This is a genomic window from Amycolatopsis sp. NPDC003865, assembly GCF_053605345.1.
In genome coordinates, this window is sequence record NZ_JBSGJA010000001.1 from 657,635 (window position 1) to 676,895 (window position 19,261).

The window sequence follows — 19,261 nt, forward strand, 5'->3', positions numbered from 1 at the left end:
CTCAGCGGCCGGTGGCCGGTGCGGCGCCGGTGAAGGTGAGCTCCCACGCCTTGGCGTCGGGCTTCCACCGCGCGAAGGTGAACCAGCCGTCCCCGCGGTCGGGCAGGGTGCCGTTGCGCGCCGCACTGAAGTTGTAGGTCAGCATCGGCGTCGGGAAGTCCTTGCCGGACTTGAGGTCCGCGTAGATCGCCTCGGAAGTCGGACCACCGTCCTTGATGGCCTGTGAGACGACCCGGACGCTCGAGTAACCGATCGCGTTGTTCGTCGTCAGCGGCGGCTTCCCGGCCTTCTTCCAGGCGTCGGCGAACGGCCGGATCGCCGGTTCGGCCGGGTCGCCCGCCGGGAGCAGGTCGGCCACCATCACCTTGGGGAGGCCGAAGCTGGTGAACGGCGCCGCCGCGCCGAGCTGGTTCAGCGTCGCGGCGGTGGCGTTGGTGGGCTGGGACATCAGGATCGCGTCGGTCATCCCGAGGTCGACCATCGCACGGGCGACCACCAGCACCGACGGGCCGGTGCCGCCGGCGAAGACCGCCGTGCAGCCGTCGCTCTTCAGCTGCGTCACCTGCGGGGTGAGCGAGCTCGCGGCCGCGTCGAACGGGATGCGCGTGCCCATCGGCAGCCCGGCCTTCGCGGCCGCGGGTTCCAGGACGTTCTGCAGCGATTCGAAGGAGGCCCCGCTGACGCCGAGGTCGCACAACGCCTTGGCACCACGGCTCTTCGCGAACTCGGCCGCGAGGTCGAAGTAGCCGCTGAGCGGCTGCACGCTGAAGCTGTAGGCGCCCTTGGGGTTGAGCCCGGCCGCGGTGACCATCGGGACCTTGGCCGAGGCCATCGTCGGGTCCAGCACGACCGAGGAGGTACTCGTCTCCGGCCCGAGCACAGCCACGACGCCGTCCTGCAGCAGCTCGTTGGCGAGCCCGGGGAGCAGGCTCTGGTCGGACCGGTAGTCCTTGACCTCCAGGTCGAGCTTCTTGCCGCCGATCCCGCCCGCGGCGTTCGTTTCGTCGACGGCGAACCGGACGCCGTCGAGCATTTCGCCGCCGATCGCGCCGTACACGCCGCTGAGGGCGAAGACGGCGCCCACCTTGATCGAGTCGCCGCCGGCGTCCCCGCCGACTCCCCCGCTGCACGCCGTGGCGCCGAGAACGATGCCGAGCGAGAGCGACAGCACGGCGGCCATCCGCCCCTTGCGTCCCCCGCTTCCGTAGCCGAGTTGCACGGTCCCTCCTTTGGGCCGGATGACATTCCTGATAACTATAGGAGCAATAGCTTCGGCACACAAGAGATGTGCACAATGGACAGTTGTTGATCAGTACTTGCGTTTCCTGGAGGGAAAAAGGGCATGCGGAAGCGGCGGACGTGGAACCACGCCCGCCGCTCCAGCGGAGTGTGCCCGTCTAGCTCGCTTCGGGGACCACCGATACGTGCACGGCGTCGGACCTGCTGAGCAGGTCGATCCCCTCGCGCACCTGCGCCAGCGGCACGGTGTGGGAGTGCAGCAGCTCGACCGGCAACCGGCCCGAGCCGAGCAGCCGCAGCGCCTGGCGGTAACCCCACGGCTCCACGCTCACCACGCCCCGGATGTCGATCGCCTTGAGCACCATCGCGTCGGCGTCCACTCCGGACAGATCGGCGCCGCCCTTCAGCCCGGCGACCACCACCACTCCCCCGGGCCGCACGAGCGCGATCGCGTCGCCGATCGCCGACACCGCGTGCGGCGTCGTGTCCACCACGCGGTCGGCGTCCCCGCCGAGCGCCGCGCGCACCGCGGTGACGACGTCGGGGCAGCCGTCGGGGAGGTTGTCCACTTCGACAGTCGCGTCGACGCCGAGCTTGGCCGCGATCTCGAGCTTGTGCCGGTCCCGGGCGAGACCGGTGACGACGACGCGATCCGCGCCCGCGGCCCGCGCGGCGACCGCGCAGGCCAGCCCGCGCTGCCCGCAGCCGAGGACGACCACGGCGTCGCCGGCGACGGTGCCGCCGCGCCGCACCGTCCAGTCGAACCCGGCACCGAGCGGGTTGAACAGCGTCGCCACCTCGGCCGGGATGCCTTCGGGCACCGGGTGTACCCGGGTGTTCGGCCGCAGCACGAGGTATTCGGCGAAGCCGCCCCACAGCCCGCTGCCGAACGTCGTCGGCGTGAAGCCGTAGGAGAAGCGGTTGCGGCAGAACTTCACCAGCCCGCCGGTGCAGCGGTCGCACACCTGGCACGGCACCACGGATTCGACCGCGACGAGCTGTCCCTCCTCGACACCCCAGAGCCGCCGGGCTTCGGCGCCGATCTCGATGACGCGGCCGACCGGCTCGTGCCCGGGGATCACCGGGTAGGCGGACCAGCCGCTCTTCGCCAGGCCGCCGTCGAGCTGCGTCTTGTCGCTCCCGCAGATCCCGGTGGCCTCGATCTTCAGCAGCGCCTCGCCGTCCCCGATGACGGGGACCTCGAACTCCTGCTCCGCCAGCACACCCGGTCCCAGCTGGACCATCGCCCGTGCACGCATCGGACCTCCTTTTCACGCCGAGGATTCAGAGCGCGGTGAACCGGACGGGGAAGGATTCGTAGCGGTCGTGGACGCTGTCCGGGCGCACCGGCGGGTGGTCCGGGTCGCGCTCCACGCCGGCCCGGAACAGGGCGCCGAGCAGGAGGGCGAGCGTCCCGTCGCGCGGCTCGGCGCGGCGCCCGGCCGCGGTGCCGAGCACCAGCGGCTTGCCCAGGCACTGGTGGGGACCGGCGCCGAAGCTCAAGCCGTACGGCGCGGTGCCTTCGGCGATCGTGCGGTACGGGTCGAACTCGTCGACCGCGCCGCCGTAGGCCTCTTCGTCCATGTTCGCGTGGAACTTGTCGACGAGCACGATCTGCCCCGGCTCCACCGGCGTCCCGTCCGGCATGGTCGTGCGCTCGGCGGCCGCCCGGAACAGCACGTGCCGCCCGGGGTGCATGCGCAGCGACTCCATGCCCGCGATCCGCAGGAATTCGGGGTCGGAGAGCTTCTCGCGCGCTTCGGGATGGTCCGGCAGCCAGTTCGTCAGCTCGGCGACGGCGTGCGTCACCGCCGTCGCCGTGGTGAAGGCCGCGGCAGCCATGAACAGCAGTGCTTCCTTCAGGATGTCGTCGTCCGACCAGGTCATCGTCGTGTCGGCGAGGATCACCGAGATCAGGTCCTTGCCCGCCGTCGCCTGCCGGCGGCGCTTCTCCAGCGCCGGGCGCACGAAGTCCACCCAGAACTCGTCCTTGCAGGCCAGCGCGTCCCGCATGACCTCGGCGTGGTCGCGGGTCGCCCACTGGATCAGGATGCCGTCGCCGAGCCGGGCGACGAGCGTGGTCAGCTGCGACAGCCGCGCGTCGTCGATGTCGTCGAGCCCGACCACCTCCGCCGAGATCCGCAGCGCCATCCGGCGCACCAGCGGGATGAGATCGCCGCGGGGGACGCCGTCGCCGGGCCGGTCCGCCGCGATCGCCGCCAGTTCCTCGTCGACCACCTTCGCGAGCACCGATTTCTCGTAGTGCGCCAGGTGGGCCGGGTTGAACAGGCCGCCTTCGAGGCGTTTGAGGTGCCGGTGGCGGTCGCCGTCGGAGCCGAGCAGCGTGCCGGCCAGCAGCACCGCGTTCTCGTGGTAGACGTCGACGCTGAACGACGTCGAGCGCAGCACCGAGGTGCCGTCCTCGTAGTTCTCCGTGCGCGGGAGCGTCGGGTCGAGGGGAAGAGGGATGTTCGACACTGAACCTCCTGGGATGCGCCCCAACACATTAGGTTAATTATAGGAGCAATAGCAGGCTAGGTAGCTGCGCGCAGTCCGTCAAGCAGGCCGTTCGGGAATCAGGGCAATGGTAGGCTCGTGGGGTGGCGAGCAGGGAAGCGCACGCAGCCGAGGGGGCCCGCCGGCCACGACGCCGGCCGGACCCTCGTCGTTCACACAAGGCCGCGCTCGGGATCGCGCAGGACATCGTCGACGACATCACGCGGGACGACCTCGGGCCGGGCGCGAAACTGCCCGGCGAGCGGGAGATGCTCGAGCGGTTCGGCGCGGGCCGGGGCACGCTGCGGGAGTCCCTGCGGTTTCTGGAGATGACCGGCGCGATCACGTTGAAGCCCGGCCCACGCGGCGGCCCGGTCGTGGCCGAACAGGACGGTCAGGACCTCGCCTGGGTGCTCGGGCTGTTCATGCAGCTGCGCGGCGTCCCGTTCGGGGCCGTTGTCACCGCGCGCGAGACCCTCGAGCCCGAACTGGCCGGGCTCGCCGCCGAGCGTGCGACCGCGGAAGACCACGCGCGCATCAAGGACACCATCGACGGCATGAGCGCGTTCCTCGACGACGAGCAGAACTTCCTGGCCGAGAACGACCGCTTCCATGCGGCGGTGGCCGCCGCGGCGGGCAACGACCTCTTCGCACTGGTGATCTCGTCCCTGCACACCATCACCGACGGCGTGCCGCTGGGCCTCGACTATGCGCGGCCGCGGCGGGAGAACGTGGTGAAGTCCCACACGGAGATCCTCGAGGCCATCGAGGCGGGTGACGCGGAGGGCGCCCGCTGGGCGATGCGCAAGCACCTGCGCCGGTTCCGCACCCGGGTGGAGTCCGACTTCCCGGCGGTGCTCGACCGGCCGCTGCGCTGGCGCGACATCGTCCCCTGACGGCGGAGACGGCTCAGGGCGCCACGTCGCGCCAGCGCACCGGGCGTTCGTAGACCATCGGGAACTTCTCGACGATGTACCGGCGGAACTCGCGCATGTGGCGGCGCATGGCCCAGCGGGCACCCTCCGCGTCGCCGTTCTTGATCGCGTCGCACACCGCTTCGTGCGCCTGCAGGACCGCCTTCCGGCGAGGCGGCGCGTAGCTCACGCCCAGCGGCATGCCGTCCGTGATCAGGTGCAGCGAGGAAATCAGCAGCGCGAACAGCTCGTTGCCCGCGGCCGCGGCCACCGCCGCGTGGAAGCGGTCGTTCTCGGCCAGGAAGTTCTGCTCGTCGTCGAGGAACTCCCGCATGCCCTCGATCGAGTCCGAGATCTCCGCAATCAGCGCCTCGTCCGCGGCTTCGGCGGCCTGCGCCGCCAGTTCCGGTTCGAGCACCTCGCGCGCCGCGACCAGCGCCTTGAACGGCATTCTCTTGAGCTGCAGGAACAACCCCAGCACGCCGGCGAGGTCGTGGGCGTCCGGCTCGGAGACGATCGGGCCGCCGTGCGGGCCCGCCTTGACGCGGATGACGCCGTTCATCTCGAGGAACCGCAGCGCCTCGCGCAGGGTTCCGCGCCCGGTTTCGAAGCGCGCCATCATGTCGCGTTCGCTCGCCAGTTTGGTGCCCGGCCCGAGGTTGTCGTCGGTGATGTCGTCGACGATCCGCTGGGCGATCGCCAGCGACACCTTCTGGGGACGGCGGGCATCGGGGCGGCGGCGGGCGACGCGCGCGCCTTCGCCGTCTGCAGGTTCGTCAACCACGATGGCACCCACTCCCCGCCGGTCGACCCACGACCCAGGCTCAAGGTTAATGATAGTACACTACTGTGAGTTATGAACGCTGAACGGCATCAGCCTATCGCGTCGGACTGGTGAAGGTGCCGCAACGCGCAGAGCCCTCCGGCGCGCGACGAACTGCCGCGCCGGAGGGCTCCTTCGCCTCACGTCACCCCGCTGCCGGGACCGCCTCGCTCAGCCGGAACAGCGACTGCGCGTTGCCGGCGAGGATCGCGGCCTTCTCGGCCTCGCTGAGGAAATCGAAGCCTTCGACGACCGGGCGGATGTCGTCGAAGTCGTGGCCTGTCACCGGATCGGGCGCGGTGCCGCTGCCCGGCCGCTCGGTGCCGAACAGGCACCGGTCCGCGCCGACCGTCTTGATCAGCAGCTCGAGCGAACCGGGGTTGTGCAGGACCGTGTCGAACCACAGCCGCCGCAGGCTGTCGTCGAACGACTCGTCCTTGAGCACGTGCCCCACCCGCAGCTTCGGGTGCGCGCGGGCCGCCCGCCAGCGGCCGATCTGGTAGGGCACCGAGCCGCCGCCGTGGGCGACGATGATCTTCAGTGTCGGGTAGCGCAGGAACACCTCGGAGTTCAGCAGCGTGAGGATCGCGATGCTTTCCTCGGTGACGAAGTGTTCGCTGTAGGTCTCCCGGTCGTTGAGGCAGCTGCCCGAGTGGATCAGCGCCGGCACGTCGAGCTCCACGAGCTTCTCGTACAGCGGGTACCAGAACGGGTCGCCCAGCGGCGGCACGTGGCCGGTGCCCTCGGACGGGTCGGGGTTGAGCACGCAGCCCACCATTCCCAGCTGGGTGACGGCCTCCTCGAGGGCGCCGACCCAGTCCGCCGAGCTCTCGCCGTACGCCTGCGGCAGCCCGGCGACCCCGGCGAGCCGGCCGGGGAACAACGCGGCCTGGCGGGCGATGACGTCGTTGACCGCGCTGGTCCACCAGTGCACGGTCTTCGCCGGGCGCATGGAGTGCCCGCAGTGGAACGGCCGCGGCGAGATCAGCTGCAGGTCGGTGCCGACGCCGTCCATGGTGGCCAGGGTGCGCTCGCCCCACTCCTTGAGCGCGGCGTCGGAGACTCCCGCGCTGCCCTGTCCGTGGGCGCCGCGCGACGACATGAGGGCCGCCTGGTAGGCGTACAGCTCCGGCGGGGCGTTGACGTGCGCGTGCGCGTCGATGATCATCTTCTTCTCCTTACGCCTGAAGGTCGGGCTGGGTGAGGACCTGGTGGTGCAGGCCGACGCGCCGGCCGGTGCGGGCGGACTCGTGCAGGGCGAGCGCCACTTCGAGCGTCGCCAGCCCCCAGCGTCCCGTGTGGACGGTCGGGTGGCCGTCGAGCGCGGCGGCCAGTTCGGCCAGCAGGGCCTGCCAGCCGGACGCCTCGTCCTCGACGCCGACTTCGGTGACGTCGTCGCCCGCGAACACGAGCGCACCGGTGGGGGTCACCCAGGCGCCGCCGCCCGCGAAGGTCGCCGCCAGGGTCCCGAAGACCGGCGACACCGCTCCTTCGCCCGGCAAGACGAAGAACCGGCTCGTTTCCGGGGTGGCGGTGACGTCGAAGGTGCCGAGCTCGCCGACGCCCCAGGTCTGCAGACGGCTGTCGAACCCGCCCGTGCCCACGTAGTACGCGCTCGCGTGGACGCCGCCCGGGAACGCGAGCTGGGCGGAGAACCCGAGTTCGGTCCCGTCCGCGCCGCCGAACGTCGTGCCGGTGACGGACTCGGTCAGCCCGCCGCACACGTACCGCAGGATGTCGATCTGGTGGGCGCCTTGGCGCAGCACCAGCCCGTTGCCCTGCGCGGCGTCGAGATCCGCCGCGGAGCGCGGGCGGCGGTGCCAGTCGGTGTGGCAGGTGGCGCACACCGACAGCAGCGGGCCGAGTGTCCCGTCTTCGACGAGCCGCCGCAGGACGCGGACCGGCGCGTTGTAGCTGTGGGTCGCCCCGACGAGCAGGACGACCCCGGCGCGGTCGGCCGCGTCGACGGCGAGCCGTGCGTCCGCCAGCGTGGTGGCCAGGGGTTTCTCCGAGATGACGTGCTTGCCTCGGGCGGCCACGGCCTGGACCGCGGCCAGGTGCGTGGCGGTCGGGGTGGCGACGTACACGACGTCGACGTCTCCGGACGCGGCCAGCGAAGCGACGTCCGGGTGCACCCGGCAGCCGGTCTCGGCGGCGGCGCGGTCGCGGGCCGCGGGGTCGAGGTCCGCGACCCCCGCGAGCCGGAACCGCTCCGAGTGGCCGAGCGCGGCGGCCATCAGCCGCCCGGCCGCACCCCAGCCGGCGATGCCCACCCCGTGCGCGTCCATCAGAACCCGTAGATGTCGAGAGTGGACTCGCCGGCGGCGATCCGCCGGCGCACGGAGGCTTCCTTGTCCTCCCGCCGCGCGGCGCGCTCGCCGACCACGGCGACGTCTTCGCGCGGTGAGACGACGACCCCGTCGGCGTCCCCCACGACGAGGTCGCCGGGCCGCACGACCACCGAGCCGATGGTGATGTCGGTGTCGAGGTCACCGCCGGTGGTGTCCTTGCCGGTGCCGCGAACGCACAACCCTCGCGAGAACACCGGGAACCCCAGCTGCAGCAGCTCCGCCGAGTCGCGCACGCAGCCGTCGAGCACCAGGCCGCCGAGCCGGCGGGCGATCGCCGCGCTGGTCAGGATGTCGCCCCAGTAACCGAACTCGAAGGCGCCACCGGTCGAGGCGACGAGCACGTCGCCCGGTGCGGCCGCATAGAGCGCGCGGTGCAGCCAGATGTTGTTGCCGGGCGTCAGCCGGACGGTGAACGCGTACCCGCAGATCCGCCACGCCGGGTCGAGCGGCCGCAGCTGCGACGGCAGCGGAGTCGCCCCGGACTCGTGCAGCGTCGCCGTGCCGAACTCGCCGAACCGGGTCGCCTGCGCGGTCATCGCGCACCGGCTTTCGTCTGCAGCGAGTGGTAACCCATCTCGGCCCGCGCTTCGTCAAGCCGCTGCCCACCCGCGACCGCAGTCCGGATGCTGTCTTCGGCGCGCTCGATGCCTTCCGCGACGTCGAGCGCCTCATCGGCCCGGTCGGCGGCGAGGACCACGACGCCGTCGGCGTCCCCGCGGATCACGTCGCCGGGGTGCACCAGCACCGAGCCCAGCCGCACCGGGCGGCCGGTGTGCGCGAGGCGCACCCGGTCCTTGCCGGTCTGCATGCTGCGGCCGCGGGCGAACACCGGGTAACCGATGGCCAGGCTGTCGGCGACGTCCCGGCAGACCCCTTCGATCACGGTGCCGCCGATGCCGCGCGCGTTCGCGACGGCGGTGAGGATGTCGCCCCAGACCGTGCAGTCGAGCCGCCCGTCGTTGCTCAGCACCACGATCTGCCCGGGCTCGACGTCGTCGATGTAGTCGCCGACGGTTCCGCCGAGCGCGTCCACCGGTTCGTACTGGCCGGTGAACGCCCGCCCGCAGATCGAGAACCGCGCGTCGAAGGGCACGATCCCGGGCACGGCGCCCGGCAGGCCGAGCTTGTCCAGCGCGTCGGACAGCCCGGCGGTGCCGATCACCCGCGCGCGGTCGACCGTCTGGTCAGCCATTGAGCATCTCCTCGTAGTCCGTGCCGAGGACTGCGGACGGGAGCCGTCCCGCCCGCAGGTCCTCGGCCATCAACCGCTCGCGGGCCACCAGCCGCTCGGCGGCCGCGAGCACGTCCTCGGCCTCGGCCGCGCGGACGAACACCGCGCCGCTGCCGTCCGCGAGCACGTAGTCGCCCTCGTGCACCTCGACACCGCCGATCCGCACCGGCACGCCGACCGCGTCTTCGACGATCCGGCCCCGCGCGGTGAAGGGGATGGCTTCCCGCGCGGACACCGGCAGGCCGAGTTCGCGGATCTCGTCGACGTCCCGGCACGCGCCGTCGATGACGACTCCGCCCAGTCCCTTCAGGGAGGCCGCGCGGGCCAGCAGGCCGCCCCAGGTCGCCGACCGGTAGGGCCGGCCGGTGTCCTGCTGCACGACGACCACCTCGCCTTCGGCGGCCCGTTCGATCGCCGCGGTGCCGAGGTGGCTGCGGCTGACTCGGCCGTCCGCGGGCACCGTCCGCATCGTCACGACCCGGCCCGCCACCCGGGCGCCTTCCCAGACCGGCAGGACGCCGGCGACCGCGCCGGGCCGGCCGAGCGCGTCGAGTGCGTCCGACAGCACGCACGAGTCGAGGGCGAGCAGCCGGTCGCGGCGGGACGTCACGCCCGGGTCCAGGTGAAGAACCCCATGCCGCACCCCGAGCCCGCCTTCGAGCGGTACGCCGGGATGTAGTCGATGACCTTGCCGGGGGCGTCGTGCAGGGCCGCGCCGACGGCGATCCAGTTGCGGATCTCCGAGCTGCCTTCGCGCAGGCCGTCGACGGGGATCCGGGACAGGGCCTCGTGGTCGTGCGCTTCCAGGGCTTCGAGCAGGCCGCGGTCCAGCTTCTCGTCGATGATCGGGTGAGTCAGGCCGCCGGAGGCGATCAGTGCCACCCGCAGGTCCGACGGCCAGCTGTCGATCGCTTCGCGCAGGGCCTCGCCGAACGCGACGCAACGGCCCGGCGTCGGCTGGTTCGGCGGGTAGTAGGTGTTGAGGAAGATCGGCACCAGCGGGATGCGGGGCAGGCCCTCCAGCAGGCGGCGGTAGACGAAGGTGAAGGCGTGCCCCAGCGAGCGGTCCTTCGGCTGCTCGGTGAACTGCGCGACGTCGAAGCCGCCCTCGACGAGCTGCTCGACCAGGTGCAGGCCCAGCCCGGCGTGCGTTTCGTACACGTCCACTTCGTCGGCGTGGTAGTACTTGTACGCCGTTTCCATAGTGGACGGATAGGCTTCGGCGCCCGGGGGGCGGTCCTCCAGGGACTCGCCCCAGAAGATCGAGACCGCGGGCATGATGTCGTCGAGGAACAGCTCCCGCTGGTCATCGCCGATCACGACCAGCACGTCCGGTCGCTGCGCGAGCAGCTCGTCCCGGGTCTTTTCCAGCGCGCGCTGGCAGGCCTCGTACCGCTCGGCCAGCAGGGCCGGGTCCAGCTCGTCCTCGAGCTCCTCCTCGGTACGCTCGGTCGGCGTCAGACCCAGCGCGCCGAGCCGGGGCAGTTCGAGGTCCCCGTGCGCGCGCCAGCCGCCCGATTCCATGGAGAGCTGCGGACTGTGCGACACCGCGGCGCCGCCCACTACGTGTGCCATGTGTTCCTCCTTCGACGAGTCAGCCGCGCCGGGTCACGTCGGCGGCGTCGCCGAGCGTGTGGCGGTAGTAGTCCCACGTCCAGTGCGCGTAGGTCTTCGCGGCGTTGCGGCTGTTCACGAACCCGGACACCTCGGTGATGTCCTCTTCGGACAGTGCCTGCGGCTTGGCGCCCGGCACCGAGTGCAGGCTCAGCGTCAGTTCGGCGAGCGTCTCGAGCTTGATCGCCCGCACCGTCGCCTGCTGCAGGTCGGCCCCGACCGCGACCACGCCGTGCCCGCGCAGCAGGCAGGCGTCGGCGGTGTCCATCGTCTCGGCGACCTCGCCGCCGAGCTGCCGGTCGCTGATGAGCACGGCCCGCGGGTACGTCGGCACGCCGCGCACGGCCAGCTCCATCGCGCCCGGGTCGTAGGCGCCGATCACCGGCTCCATGGGGAGCCCGAGGATGCCGCACTTCAGTGACGCCTCCGGGTGCCCGTGCACCACGGAGCCGACGTCCGGCCGCTGCCGGTAGAGCTCGGTGTGGATCGGCCACTCCCCCGGCAGCGCGTAGCCGTCCGGGAGGTCGTCGTTGGTCGCGTCCAGGCCGACCAGGTGGATGTCGCCGGTGATGGTGAACCGCACCCCCGGGTCCTGCGGCGGACGGCACCGGACGAGGATCCGGTCGGTGCCGGGCACCCGGGCGCTGACGTGGCCGGTGATCTCGCGGACGCACCCCGTGGCCGCGAGGATGCGGCACGACAGCGCGACCAGCGCTCGCAGGTCTTCAGTGTCGGACACGGGCACTCCTGAGGTGCGACGGGGAAACGAGGGCGGCGGCCGCGGCGACCATGCGGGCCGGCTCGGTGAAGACCCGGATGCCGCGTCCGGCCAGCAGGGCCATGCCGTCGGCGGCCAGCGAGCGCGTGACGAGCCAGGACACGAGCACGGGTTTCACGCTGCCGTCGGCCGCGTCGGCGATCTGCCGCGCGACCCGGACGGCGTCGTCGCCCGCGATGCTGGTGAGCACCACACAGACGAGGTCGACGCCGGAGTCCGCGCTCACCAGCTCGACGACGCGGCGCACCGTGCCCTCGGCGAAGGTCCCTTCCGCTGTGATGTCGAGCGGATCGTCGACGTGGGCGAACGCGGGCAGCGCCGCGGCCAGGTCGGCCGTGGTCCGCTCCTCGAACGCCGCCAGCGCGAGTCCGTGCTGGTCGATCAGGTCCGCGGTGGCGCTGCCCGCGCCGCCCGAGGTGGTGACGACCGCGACGCGGCGTCCGGCCGGGCGCGGGGTGTTGCCGAGCGTCCAGGCGATTTCGAGCAGGCCGGTCAGCTCGGTGACCTGCACCGCGCCCTCCTGCGCCAGTACCGCGCGGTAGGCGGCGCCGCTCCCGGCGAGCGCGCCCGAGTGCGAGGACACCGCCCGGCGGCCCGCTTCGGTCACGCCGGTCTTGAACACCACCACCGGCACACCGCGGTTCCGCGCCGACGCCAAGGCGCGGCGGAAGCGGTCACCGTCGGACACGCCTTCGAGGAACACCGCGATCGACCGGGTCGTGTTTAGTGTCGTGAAGTGGTCTAGGTAGTCGGCGACGTCCACTTGGGACTGGTTGCCGACCGTCACCCAGTCGCCGATGCCGTAGCCGTCGGCCAGTTCCCGCGACACCAGGCTGCCCGCGACGGCACCGCTCTGCGCGATCAGGCAGGTGCCCGATTCGCGCAGCGGGAAGCCGTTGACCGCCTGGCTGAACGTCGCGGCCATCCGGTGGTGCGCGCTCACGACGCCGATCGTGTTGGGCCCGCACAGGGTCGTGGCGGAACCTGCCACGGCAGCGCGCAGCTCAGCGTCGAGCGCCTGGCCCTCCGCGCCGGCCTCGCCGAACCCGGAGGCGAACACGATCACTGCGGGCACCCCGAGCCGGACGCAGTCGCGGACCGACTCGACTGCGGCCTTGGCGGGCAGGGCAACGCAGACCAGGTCCGGCACCGCGGACAGCTTGCTCAGCGACGTCACGGCGGGCAGCCCGCCGACTTCGCCACCGGCCGGGTTGACCGGGTGCAGCCCGCCCGCGAACCCGTGCTCGCGCAGGGAGGCCAGGATGCGGCCGCCGGGCCGGGTGGCGTCCCGGGAGGCGCCCACGACGGCGATCCTCCGCGGCCGGACCAGGGCCGTCAGGTCGTAGCCGCTCCTCCGCGGCTCTTCGGCAGCGACGGGCTCGACCACCACGCGGGCGTCGAGCACGACGCAGGTGCCGTCGGCGAGCACCCGCACCGGGTTCAGGTCCAGTTCGGACAGTTCCGGGACGGCGACGGCCAGTTCGGAAACCCGCGCCACCAGCTCGCGGAACTGCTTCGTGTCGACGGGCGCCGCGCCCCGGAACCCGGTCAGCAACGGCGCGCACCGCAACGACCGCAGCATCTCGTCGGCGTCGTCGACGTTCACGGGGGCGACGCGGCGGGCGACGTCGCGGAACAGCTCGACGGTCACCCCGCCGAGCCCGGCGACGATCACCGGACCGAACGTCGGGTCTCGCACCCAGCCGAGGATGAGGTCGGTGCCCGGCGGCGCCATCGGTTGCACGACGACGCGGGCGTCGGCCGCGCCGAGCGCCGCGGCCCGTTCGACGAGCCGGTCGTGGGCCGCCGCCACCGCGTCCGCCGTCGCGAGGCCGAGTTCGACCAGGCCCGCGTCGGACTTGTGCAGCACCTCGTCGGTGAGCGCTTTCAGCACCACCGGGAAGCCGAAGTCCCGCGCGACGGCCACGGCGTCGGCGGCCGAACTCGCCGGCGTGGCCGGGACGAACGGCAGGTCCAGGGGCGCGAGCAGGTCTCGCGCCGAGGCCTCGCCGAGTCCGCCCGGCCCCAGCCGCCGGGCCGCGGCGCGGACGTCGCTGGTCATCGGCGTGACTCCCCGCGGATGGCGTCCTTGGCGATCAGCACGCGGTGGATGTCGTTCGCGCCCTCGACGATCTGGAACACCTTCGCGTCGCGGTAGGCCCGGGCCACGGGGTACTCCTCGGACACGCCGTAGGCGCCGTGGATCTGGACCGCGTCCGTGGCCACGGCCTGCGCGACGTCGCTGGCGTACATCTTCGCCATGCTGGCCTCGACCCGGGCGCGCTCGCCCCGCTGCATGGCCTCGGCGCACCGCTCGGTGAGCAGGCGCGCGGCCTGCACCGAGACCGCCATGTTCGCGATCTTCTGCTGCACCATCTGGAAGTCGGTGATCGGCTGGCCGAACACGACCCGGTCCCGCGCGTAGCGCACCGAAGCGTCCAAACAGGACTGTGCCAGCCCCACCGCGCGTGACGCGACCGAAAGGCGGCCGCGCTCCACGGCGTTCATCGCGACCGCGAACCCGTCGCCCTCGGCCCCGAGCATCGCGTCGGGCCCCAGGCGCACGTTGTCGAAGACGAGGTCGCCACTGCAGAGCGGCCGGAAGCCCAGCTTGTTGTGCACGGGGTTCTTGAGCACGCCCGGGGTGTCGGCGGGCACGATGAACGCCGACAGGCCGCGGCGGCCCAGCGCCGGGTCCCGCGTGGCGAAGGTGACGAAGAACGACGCCCGGTCCAGGTTGGTGATCCAGGCCTTCGCGCCGTTGAGCACGTATCCGCCGCCCTCGCGGGTGTAGCGGGTCTGCGTGCCGGCGACGTCGCTGCCGGACCGGGGTTCGGTGACCCCGGCACCGCCGAACAGCTTGCCCTCGGCCAGCGGCACGAGCCACTGCTGCTTCTGCTCGGTCGTGCCGAACTCCAGCAGGCCGGAGCCGACGAGCGCCGAGGGCATGCTCATCAGCACGCCGAGGCAGTGGTCGACGCGCGAGACCTCTTCGATGATCCGGGTGAACGTGACGTGGTCGAGGCCGAGACCACCCCATTCTGCAGGCACGACGCCGCCGAAGAAGCCCAGCTGCGCCATCTCGTGGAGCAGGTCGGCGGGCAGTTCCTCGGCCGCGTCGTACTCGGCGACCCGGGGCGCCACCCGGTCCTGGACGAACTCGCGGACCAGGCCGACGATGGCGTCCCGTTCGGCCGCGGTCTGCGTCGGTTCGAGCAGTTCGGAGGTCATTTCAGCCCGCCGCTTCCAGGTTCTTGCGCAGGCGCGGGTAGATGTCCAGCGCGGTGTCGCCGAGCATCAGGTCCAGGTCCTGTTCCGAGTGCGCCGGGATGCCGCGCAGGACGCCGGCGATGTCGTCGGCCCAGCCCGCCGTCGGCGTCTTCTTGTGCGAGCCGTCGCCGGGCCGCTCGGTGCCGAACACCACGCGGTCGCTGCCGATCACCTTGACCAGCAGAGCAAGCGCTTCCTCGCTGTAGAGGCAGGTGTCGTAGTAGAGCTTCCGGATCGCCTCGTCGAACGTCCCGCCGCGCTCGGTGCCCTGCCAGTACGTGCCGCGGAACCGGCCCACCTGGTACGGGATCGCGCCGCCGCCGTGCGGCACCACGACCTTGAGGTCCGGGAAGACGTCGAACACGTCCGACTGCACCAGCGACATCACCGCGGTGCTCTCCTCGGAGATGAAGTGCAGGCTCTGGTTCTCGCGCAGGGACACGCAGCCGCAGGAGTGCACCAGCATCGGCAGCTGGTACTCCACCAGCTTCTCGTACAGCGGATACCAGTACTCGTCGCCGAGCCCGGGCACCTCCATCGGCGCGCGGCCCTCGCTCGGGTCCGGGTTGACGAGCACGCCGACGAAGCCCAGCTCGTTGACGCAGCGTTCGAGCTCTTCGAAGACGACGGACACCGGCTCGTTCCAGACCAGCGGCAGGTTGCAGATGCCCTGCAGCCGCTGCGGGTAGAACTGCACCTGGGTCGCGATGGCGTCGTTGACGGCCTGGGCCCACCAGTGCACGATCCGCGCCGGCTTCTCCGAGTGCATCAGGCTGTACGGCCGCGCGGAGACCAGCTGGACGTCGGTGCCGACCTTGTCCAGCCAGGCGATGTGCTCCTCGGCGAAGTGCTTGAGCTCCTCGGGCGGGATCACGCCGGTGCGGCCGTGCCCGAGGCCCTCCCGGGACTCGGAGAAGCCCTTGAGCCGGCGGCCGTAGTGCCCGCGGCTGCCGATCAGGAACTCGCGGTAGGCGTACAGCTCGGCGGGGGCGACGAGGTGGCCGTGCACGTCGACGATCTTTCGGGGCATGGAATGCGCTCCTCTTTCGGTGGTTCGCTGCGGGACTGTTCCCCGCGCGTCAGTCGATCAGCACGCGGATGGGGTGACCGGTCTCGGCGTGGTGGGCGACGGCAGCCGCGATCGTCGGCTCGCCGATCGCCTCCCGCCAGCCGCACCCGGCGGCCCGGCACCAGGCGGTGGGCAACCACTCACCGCAGGCCGGGCAGATCCCGGTCCCGGTCCGGTGGCGGCCGTCGTGGCAGCCCCCGTCGGGTGCGGAGTTCGGGGCGGCGGAGTCTGCTGGGCTGGCCACGGCTCGCTCAGCCGGCCTTCCGCACCACGGCGTCGATCCGCTGCGTGAGCGTGCTCAGCCGCGGGCTGTAGACGCCCTGGGTCCGCAGGAACGAAGCCATCGGGTTGGCGCCGCCACCGCCGATGCCGAGCTCCTTCTTCTCCTGCGGCAGCTGGATCAGCTCGCCCTCGGTCGCCGCGTCGTGCACGTTCATCACGGCGCCGCCGGTCTCGTTCGCCTGCAGCTGGCTGCGCAGCAGGTTGCGGTAGAGGGCGATGCCCTGGTCCGACGAGCTGAGGTGCTCGTCGTCGCGGGTGGTCAGCGCGCCTTGGGTCACCCACACCATCGCGTCCTGCGAGTCGATGGTGTCCATGAGGAAGTTGCCCTCCGCGTCCTGGAGCTTCACCTCGTAGGTGTCGGGCAGGGCGCGGACCTCCTCGACGAGGTTCGCGTACTCGTCGGGCACGTCGTAGTAGCAGTACCAGAAGTGCAGCGTGTGGTGGTCGTCCATCGGCACGCGGATCTGGAACGAGCTCAGGCCGTAGCCGCCCACCTTGAGGATGTTCGGGAAGTAGACCGGGTGGCCGACCTTCCAGTCCTCGTCGTCCTCGGTCTGGCCCTCGCGCAGCCGGCGTTTGATGATGCCGTAGTCGACGAGGTCGAAGCCGATCTTGATGTGGTGTCCACCGAGGACGGTCGGTTCTTCGCCCGCCCGCTCGAGGTGATAGTTGAACAGCCGCCCGTGCAGCCACTCGACGTGGGTCGGATCGAACGAGTTCTCCATGATCTGCAGCCAGTTGCACGGGATCACGGCGTAGCCGATGTCGCGGAAGCGCGTGGGGCTCTCTTCGAGGGCGAAGAGGTCCAGGCGCGGCAGCGCCGGCGCCGGCGCCTCCCCGAGGTAGGCGAAGATCAGCCCGCCGAGTGCGCGAACGGGGTAGCTCGTGGTGCGTGCCCGCGCCTGCAGCTGGGCCGACGGCGGCATCTGGTTCGGTTGTTCCAGGCATTCGCCCTGCGGGGAGAACTTCCACCCGTGGTACGGGCAGCGCAACCCGGCACCGTCCGGGAACCCGTAGCCCAGGGAAGCGCCGCGATGCGGGCACCGCTCGGCCACCAGGCCCAGGTCGCCCGTCTCGGCGCGGAACAGCACGAGGTCTTCCCCGAGCAGCCGGACCCGCTTGACCGGGTTGGCGGCGAGGTCCGTCTCGGTGGCCACCGGAAGCCAGTAACGCCGGTAGAGCGCCCCGGCGGGCGTGTCACGGCCGACGCGGCTGTAGCGCTCGTTGACGTCTGGGTGCAGCATCAGCGTCCTCCCTTGCCCCGGACCAGGCGATCGCGGTCCGGCAAGCGACGGACTCCTTCGTCCGGTCGCTCTTGTAGGTTAATCATAGGAGCATTAGTCAGTCAAGCCACGGCCGCGACGTCCGCCGGGCCTTCGGCATCGGCCGGGCCAGGACTCCGACGCGGCACCAGCCGGTCGGTGGCCACCCCTTCCGGGCGCTCGCCGAGCCGGCACACCCGGTACTGGTGCCTCGTGCCCACCGCGGGCACGAACGCGATCGCCGGATGCCCGCACCACGCGCAGGGCAGGCCCCGCAGATACACCTCGAACATCGGCACCCCATCCCTTCGGCGGCTAATTAGGATTATGATTAGAGCATAAGACCTACTCAGCCTCCGGAGAAGAGATGACCGACAGTGAAGTGCGGCTCGACCTGCGCGGCGACGTGGCCGAACTGGTCCTGGCCGCGAACGCGATCGACCTCGACGTCGGCCGGCAGCTCGCCGCGGCGACCGAGCGGCTCACCAGGACGGACGCGCGAGTCGTTCTCGTCCGCGCCGAGGGACCGCATTTCTGCGTCGGCGGCGACGTCCGCGCCTTCGCCGCACACGAGGGCGATCTCGCCTCCTACGTCGGCCAGGTCGCGGACGTCGTGCACGCCGCACACCGCCACCTCGCGGCCCTGACCGTTCCGGTGGTCTGCGCGGCACAGGGCGCCATCGCCGGCGCCGGGGTGGGCTTGGCCTTCGGCGCCGACCTCGTGCTGCTCGGCCGCTCGGCGAAGGTCCGGCTCGCCTACACGGCGATCGGGCTGTCGCCGGACAACGGAGCCAGTGCACTGCTCCCCCGGCTCGTCGGCCCGCGCCGCGCCCTCGAACTGGCACTCACCAATCGGACGCTCACCGCCGACGAGGCCCGCGACTGGGGCCTCGCGACGGCCGTCATCGACGACTCCGCCCTCCTCGACGAAGCGCGGGAGCTGGCCGGCCGCCTCGCCGGGATGGCGCCCGACGCCTTGGCGGCGACCAAGCGCCTCATCCTCTCCGCGGCGAACAGGAGCCGGGACGAGCAACTCGACGAGGAAGCCCGAGCCATCACGGCGCTGGCCGCTACCGGCTCCGCGCGGCAGGCGATCTCGGCGTTCGCCCGGCGCTGACGCCGCGGCGTCAGGTGACGTTGCGGATCAGGCCGCCGTCCACCCGCAGATTGGCGCCACTCACGTAGTCGGCCAGCGGGCTGCAGAGATAGGCGACCGCCGCGGCGATCTCTTCCGGCTTGCCGAACCGGCCGGTGTCGTTCGGGATGAGGTCCCGCACCGCGCCGCGCTCGATCTCCTCCCACGTCTCGCCCCAGCCGCGGGCGGGGGCGATCCCGGTGAGGAGTTCCTTCACCGACTCCACCAGAATCGCACCGGGCGCGACGACGTTGGATGTCACACCGGTGTCCTTTAGTTCACGCGCGAGCGACACGGCGAGGTTGTGCCGGGCCGCCAGCGTGGCGTTGTACTGGGGGTGCGACTGCATCGGCTGGGTCGCCAGGCCGCCGCCGATGGTGATCACCCGGCCCCACCGCCGGTCCCGCATCCGCGGGACGAGGTGCCGGATCATCCGGACCCCGGAGATCACGTTGCCCTCGTAGGTGTTCCGCCAATCCTCGGGAGTCGCGTCCGTCCAGGAAAGGTGCTCGTACGCGCCCGCGTTGTTGACCAGGATGTCGATCGGGCCGCCGGCCAGCGCGGCAGCCGCGACGGCGGCCGCCCCCTCGTCCGTGGCCAGATCGCCGATGGCCACGGCGGTTCGCCCGCCCTGGTCCCGGATCGCCGTGGCCACCTTTTCGGTGCGGGCGATGTCGCGGCCGTGCACCACGACCTCGGCGCCTTCCGCGGCGAGGCGGCCGGCGATGGCTTCGCCGAGACCCGAGCTCGACCCGGTCACGAGCGCGCGCTTGCCTGTCAGTTGAAGATCCATTGTT

The 19,261-nt window shown here is 71.8% G+C and carries 20 protein-coding genes; 2 read left to right on the forward strand and 18 right to left on the reverse strand.

Annotated elements, in window-relative coordinates:
- Position 1: 1 nt before the first annotated feature.
- The 3 genes from ACWEVP_RS02795 to ACWEVP_RS02805 form a co-directional block, all read right to left on the reverse strand.
- Positions 2 to 1,219, reverse strand: a complete 1,218-nt coding sequence (locus tag ACWEVP_RS02795; RefSeq protein WP_452060911.1) for an ABC transporter substrate-binding protein — start codon at positions 1,217 to 1,219, stop codon at positions 2 to 4.
- A 178-nt stretch (positions 1,220 to 1,397) separates the two neighbouring features.
- Positions 1,398 to 2,498: a zinc-dependent alcohol dehydrogenase gene (locus ACWEVP_RS02800; protein ID WP_452060912.1), complete on the reverse strand. Its 1,101-nt coding sequence runs from the start codon at positions 2,496 to 2,498 to the stop codon at positions 1,398 to 1,400.
- Positions 2,499 to 2,523: 25 nt separating this feature from the next.
- Complete coding sequence (locus ACWEVP_RS02805) at positions 2,524 to 3,717, reverse strand: cytochrome P450 (RefSeq protein WP_452060913.1); 1,194 nt, start codon at positions 3,715 to 3,717, stop codon at positions 2,524 to 2,526.
- 122 nt (positions 3,718 to 3,839) lie between these two features.
- On the opposite strand from ACWEVP_RS02805, the gene ACWEVP_RS02810 reads away from it, so the two are divergent.
- Complete coding sequence (locus ACWEVP_RS02810) at positions 3,840 to 4,631, forward strand: FadR/GntR family transcriptional regulator (RefSeq protein WP_452060914.1); 792 nt, start codon at positions 3,840 to 3,842, stop codon at positions 4,629 to 4,631.
- 13 nt (positions 4,632 to 4,644) lie between these two features.
- Here the strand turns inward: ACWEVP_RS02810 and ACWEVP_RS02815 are convergent, their stop codons facing one another.
- The 14 genes from ACWEVP_RS02815 to ACWEVP_RS02880 form a co-directional block, all read right to left on the reverse strand.
- Positions 4,645 to 5,433 carry a FadR/GntR family transcriptional regulator gene (locus ACWEVP_RS02815; protein WP_452060915.1) on the reverse strand — a complete coding sequence of 263 codons (789 nt, stop codon included), beginning with the start codon at positions 5,431 to 5,433 and terminating at the stop codon, positions 4,645 to 4,647.
- Positions 5,434 to 5,617: 184 nt separating this feature from the next.
- Positions 5,618 to 6,640 carry an amidohydrolase family protein gene (locus tag ACWEVP_RS02820; RefSeq protein ID WP_452060916.1) on the reverse strand — a complete coding sequence of 341 codons (1,023 nt, stop codon included), beginning with the start codon at positions 6,638 to 6,640 and terminating at the stop codon, positions 5,618 to 5,620.
- Positions 6,641 to 6,650: 10 nt separating this feature from the next.
- On the reverse strand, positions 6,651 to 7,760 hold the full coding sequence (locus ACWEVP_RS02825) for a Gfo/Idh/MocA family protein (protein WP_452060917.1): 1,110 nt from the start codon (positions 7,758 to 7,760) through the stop codon (positions 6,651 to 6,653).
- Positions 7,760 to 8,359: an RraA family protein gene (locus ACWEVP_RS02830; RefSeq protein ID WP_452060918.1), complete on the reverse strand. Its 600-nt coding sequence runs from the start codon at positions 8,357 to 8,359 to the stop codon at positions 7,760 to 7,762. Before ACWEVP_RS02830 ends, ACWEVP_RS02825 begins: the two co-directional genes overlap by 1 nt.
- Complete coding sequence (locus tag ACWEVP_RS02835) at positions 8,356 to 9,015, reverse strand: RraA family protein (RefSeq protein WP_452060919.1); 660 nt, start codon at positions 9,013 to 9,015, stop codon at positions 8,356 to 8,358. Before ACWEVP_RS02835 ends, ACWEVP_RS02830 begins: the two co-directional genes overlap by 4 nt.
- Positions 9,008 to 9,664 (reverse strand): RraA family protein, encoded by a 657-nt coding sequence (locus ACWEVP_RS02840; RefSeq protein ID WP_452060920.1) that lies wholly within the window; start codon positions 9,662 to 9,664, stop codon positions 9,008 to 9,010. Before ACWEVP_RS02840 ends, ACWEVP_RS02835 begins: the two co-directional genes overlap by 8 nt.
- Positions 9,661 to 10,629 (reverse strand): DODA-type extradiol aromatic ring-opening family dioxygenase, encoded by a 969-nt coding sequence (locus ACWEVP_RS02845; RefSeq protein WP_452060921.1) that lies wholly within the window; start codon positions 10,627 to 10,629, stop codon positions 9,661 to 9,663. Before ACWEVP_RS02845 ends, ACWEVP_RS02840 begins: the two co-directional genes overlap by 4 nt.
- Before the next feature lie 19 nt (positions 10,630 to 10,648).
- Complete coding sequence (locus tag ACWEVP_RS02850; RefSeq protein WP_452060922.1) at positions 10,649 to 11,407, reverse strand: class II aldolase/adducin family protein; 759 nt, start codon at positions 11,405 to 11,407, stop codon at positions 10,649 to 10,651.
- Complete coding sequence (locus ACWEVP_RS02855) at positions 11,394 to 13,508, reverse strand: acetate--CoA ligase family protein (RefSeq protein WP_452060923.1); 2,115 nt, start codon at positions 13,506 to 13,508, stop codon at positions 11,394 to 11,396. Before ACWEVP_RS02855 ends, ACWEVP_RS02850 begins: the two co-directional genes overlap by 14 nt.
- Positions 13,505 to 14,677, reverse strand: a complete 1,173-nt coding sequence (locus ACWEVP_RS02860; protein ID WP_452060924.1) for an acyl-CoA dehydrogenase family protein — start codon at positions 14,675 to 14,677, stop codon at positions 13,505 to 13,507. The genes ACWEVP_RS02855 and ACWEVP_RS02860 overlap by 4 nt, the downstream gene beginning before the upstream one ends.
- Position 14,678: 1 nt before the next feature.
- Positions 14,679 to 15,746: an amidohydrolase family protein gene (locus tag ACWEVP_RS02865; protein WP_452060925.1), complete on the reverse strand. Its 1,068-nt coding sequence runs from the start codon at positions 15,744 to 15,746 to the stop codon at positions 14,679 to 14,681.
- 49 nt (positions 15,747 to 15,795) lie between these two features.
- The gene (locus tag ACWEVP_RS02870; RefSeq protein ID WP_452060926.1) at positions 15,796 to 16,029 is read right to left on the reverse strand and encodes a hypothetical protein; all 234 of its coding nucleotides are present in this window, start codon (positions 16,027 to 16,029) and stop codon (positions 15,796 to 15,798) included.
- A gap of 7 nt (positions 16,030 to 16,036) precedes the next feature.
- A complete protein-coding gene (locus tag ACWEVP_RS02875; RefSeq protein ID WP_452060927.1) occupies positions 16,037 to 17,311 on the reverse strand; it encodes a Rieske 2Fe-2S domain-containing protein in 1,275 nt (424 codons plus the stop codon).
- Positions 17,312 to 17,412: 101 nt separating this feature from the next.
- Positions 17,413 to 17,622 carry a hypothetical protein gene (locus ACWEVP_RS02880; protein ID WP_452060928.1) on the reverse strand — a complete coding sequence of 70 codons (210 nt, stop codon included), beginning with the start codon at positions 17,620 to 17,622 and terminating at the stop codon, positions 17,413 to 17,415.
- 74 nt (positions 17,623 to 17,696) lie between these two features.
- Here ACWEVP_RS02880 and ACWEVP_RS02885 point away from each other — a divergent pair, with 74 nt between their 5' ends.
- Positions 17,697 to 18,446 carry an enoyl-CoA hydratase/isomerase family protein gene (locus ACWEVP_RS02885; protein ID WP_452060929.1) on the forward strand — a complete coding sequence of 250 codons (750 nt, stop codon included), beginning with the start codon at positions 17,697 to 17,699 and terminating at the stop codon, positions 18,444 to 18,446.
- A gap of 10 nt (positions 18,447 to 18,456) precedes the next feature.
- On the opposite strand, the gene ACWEVP_RS02890 is transcribed toward ACWEVP_RS02885, so the two are convergent.
- On the reverse strand, positions 18,457 to 19,257 hold the full coding sequence (locus ACWEVP_RS02890) for an SDR family NAD(P)-dependent oxidoreductase (protein ID WP_452060930.1): 801 nt from the start codon (positions 19,255 to 19,257) through the stop codon (positions 18,457 to 18,459).
- Positions 19,258 to 19,261 lie beyond the last annotated feature (4 nt).

Excerpts from the sequence above, each read along its gene's own strand:
- ACWEVP_RS02800 (WP_452060912.1), bottom strand. The coding sequence starts at position 2,498 with ATGCGTGCACGGGCGATGGTCCAGCTGGGACCGGGTGTGCTGGCGGAG.
- ACWEVP_RS02820 (WP_452060916.1), bottom strand. The coding sequence starts at position 6,640 with ATGATCATCGACGCGCACGCGCACGTCAACGCCCCGCCGGAGCTGTAC.
- ACWEVP_RS02825 (WP_452060917.1), bottom strand. The coding sequence starts at position 7,760 with ATGGACGCGCACGGGGTGGGCATCGCCGGCTGGGGTGCGGCCGGGCGG.
- ACWEVP_RS02830 (WP_452060918.1), bottom strand. The coding sequence starts at position 8,359 with ATGACCGCGCAGGCGACCCGGTTCGGCGAGTTCGGCACGGCGACGCTG.
- ACWEVP_RS02835 (WP_452060919.1), bottom strand. The coding sequence starts at position 9,015 with ATGGCTGACCAGACGGTCGACCGCGCGCGGGTGATCGGCACCGCCGGG.
- ACWEVP_RS02845 (WP_452060921.1), bottom strand. The coding sequence starts at position 10,629 with ATGGCACACGTAGTGGGCGGCGCCGCGGTGTCGCACAGTCCGCAGCTC.
- ACWEVP_RS02855 (WP_452060923.1), bottom strand. The coding sequence starts at position 13,508 with ATGACCAGCGACGTCCGCGCCGCGGCCCGGCGGCTGGGGCCGGGCGGA.
- ACWEVP_RS02860 (WP_452060924.1), bottom strand. The coding sequence starts at position 14,677 with ATGACCTCCGAACTGCTCGAACCGACGCAGACCGCGGCCGAACGGGAC.
- ACWEVP_RS02865 (WP_452060925.1), bottom strand. The coding sequence starts at position 15,746 with ATGCCCCGAAAGATCGTCGACGTGCACGGCCACCTCGTCGCCCCCGCC.
- ACWEVP_RS02875 (WP_452060927.1), bottom strand. The coding sequence starts at position 17,311 with ATGCTGCACCCAGACGTCAACGAGCGCTACAGCCGCGTCGGCCGTGAC.
- ACWEVP_RS02880 (WP_452060928.1), bottom strand. The coding sequence starts at position 17,622 with ATGTTCGAGGTGTATCTGCGGGGCCTGCCCTGCGCGTGGTGCGGGCAT.
- ACWEVP_RS02885 (WP_452060929.1), top strand. The coding sequence starts at position 17,697 with ATGACCGACAGTGAAGTGCGGCTCGACCTGCGCGGCGACGTGGCCGAA.
- ACWEVP_RS02890 (WP_452060930.1), bottom strand. The coding sequence starts at position 19,257 with ATGGATCTTCAACTGACAGGCAAGCGCGCGCTCGTGACCGGGTCGAGC.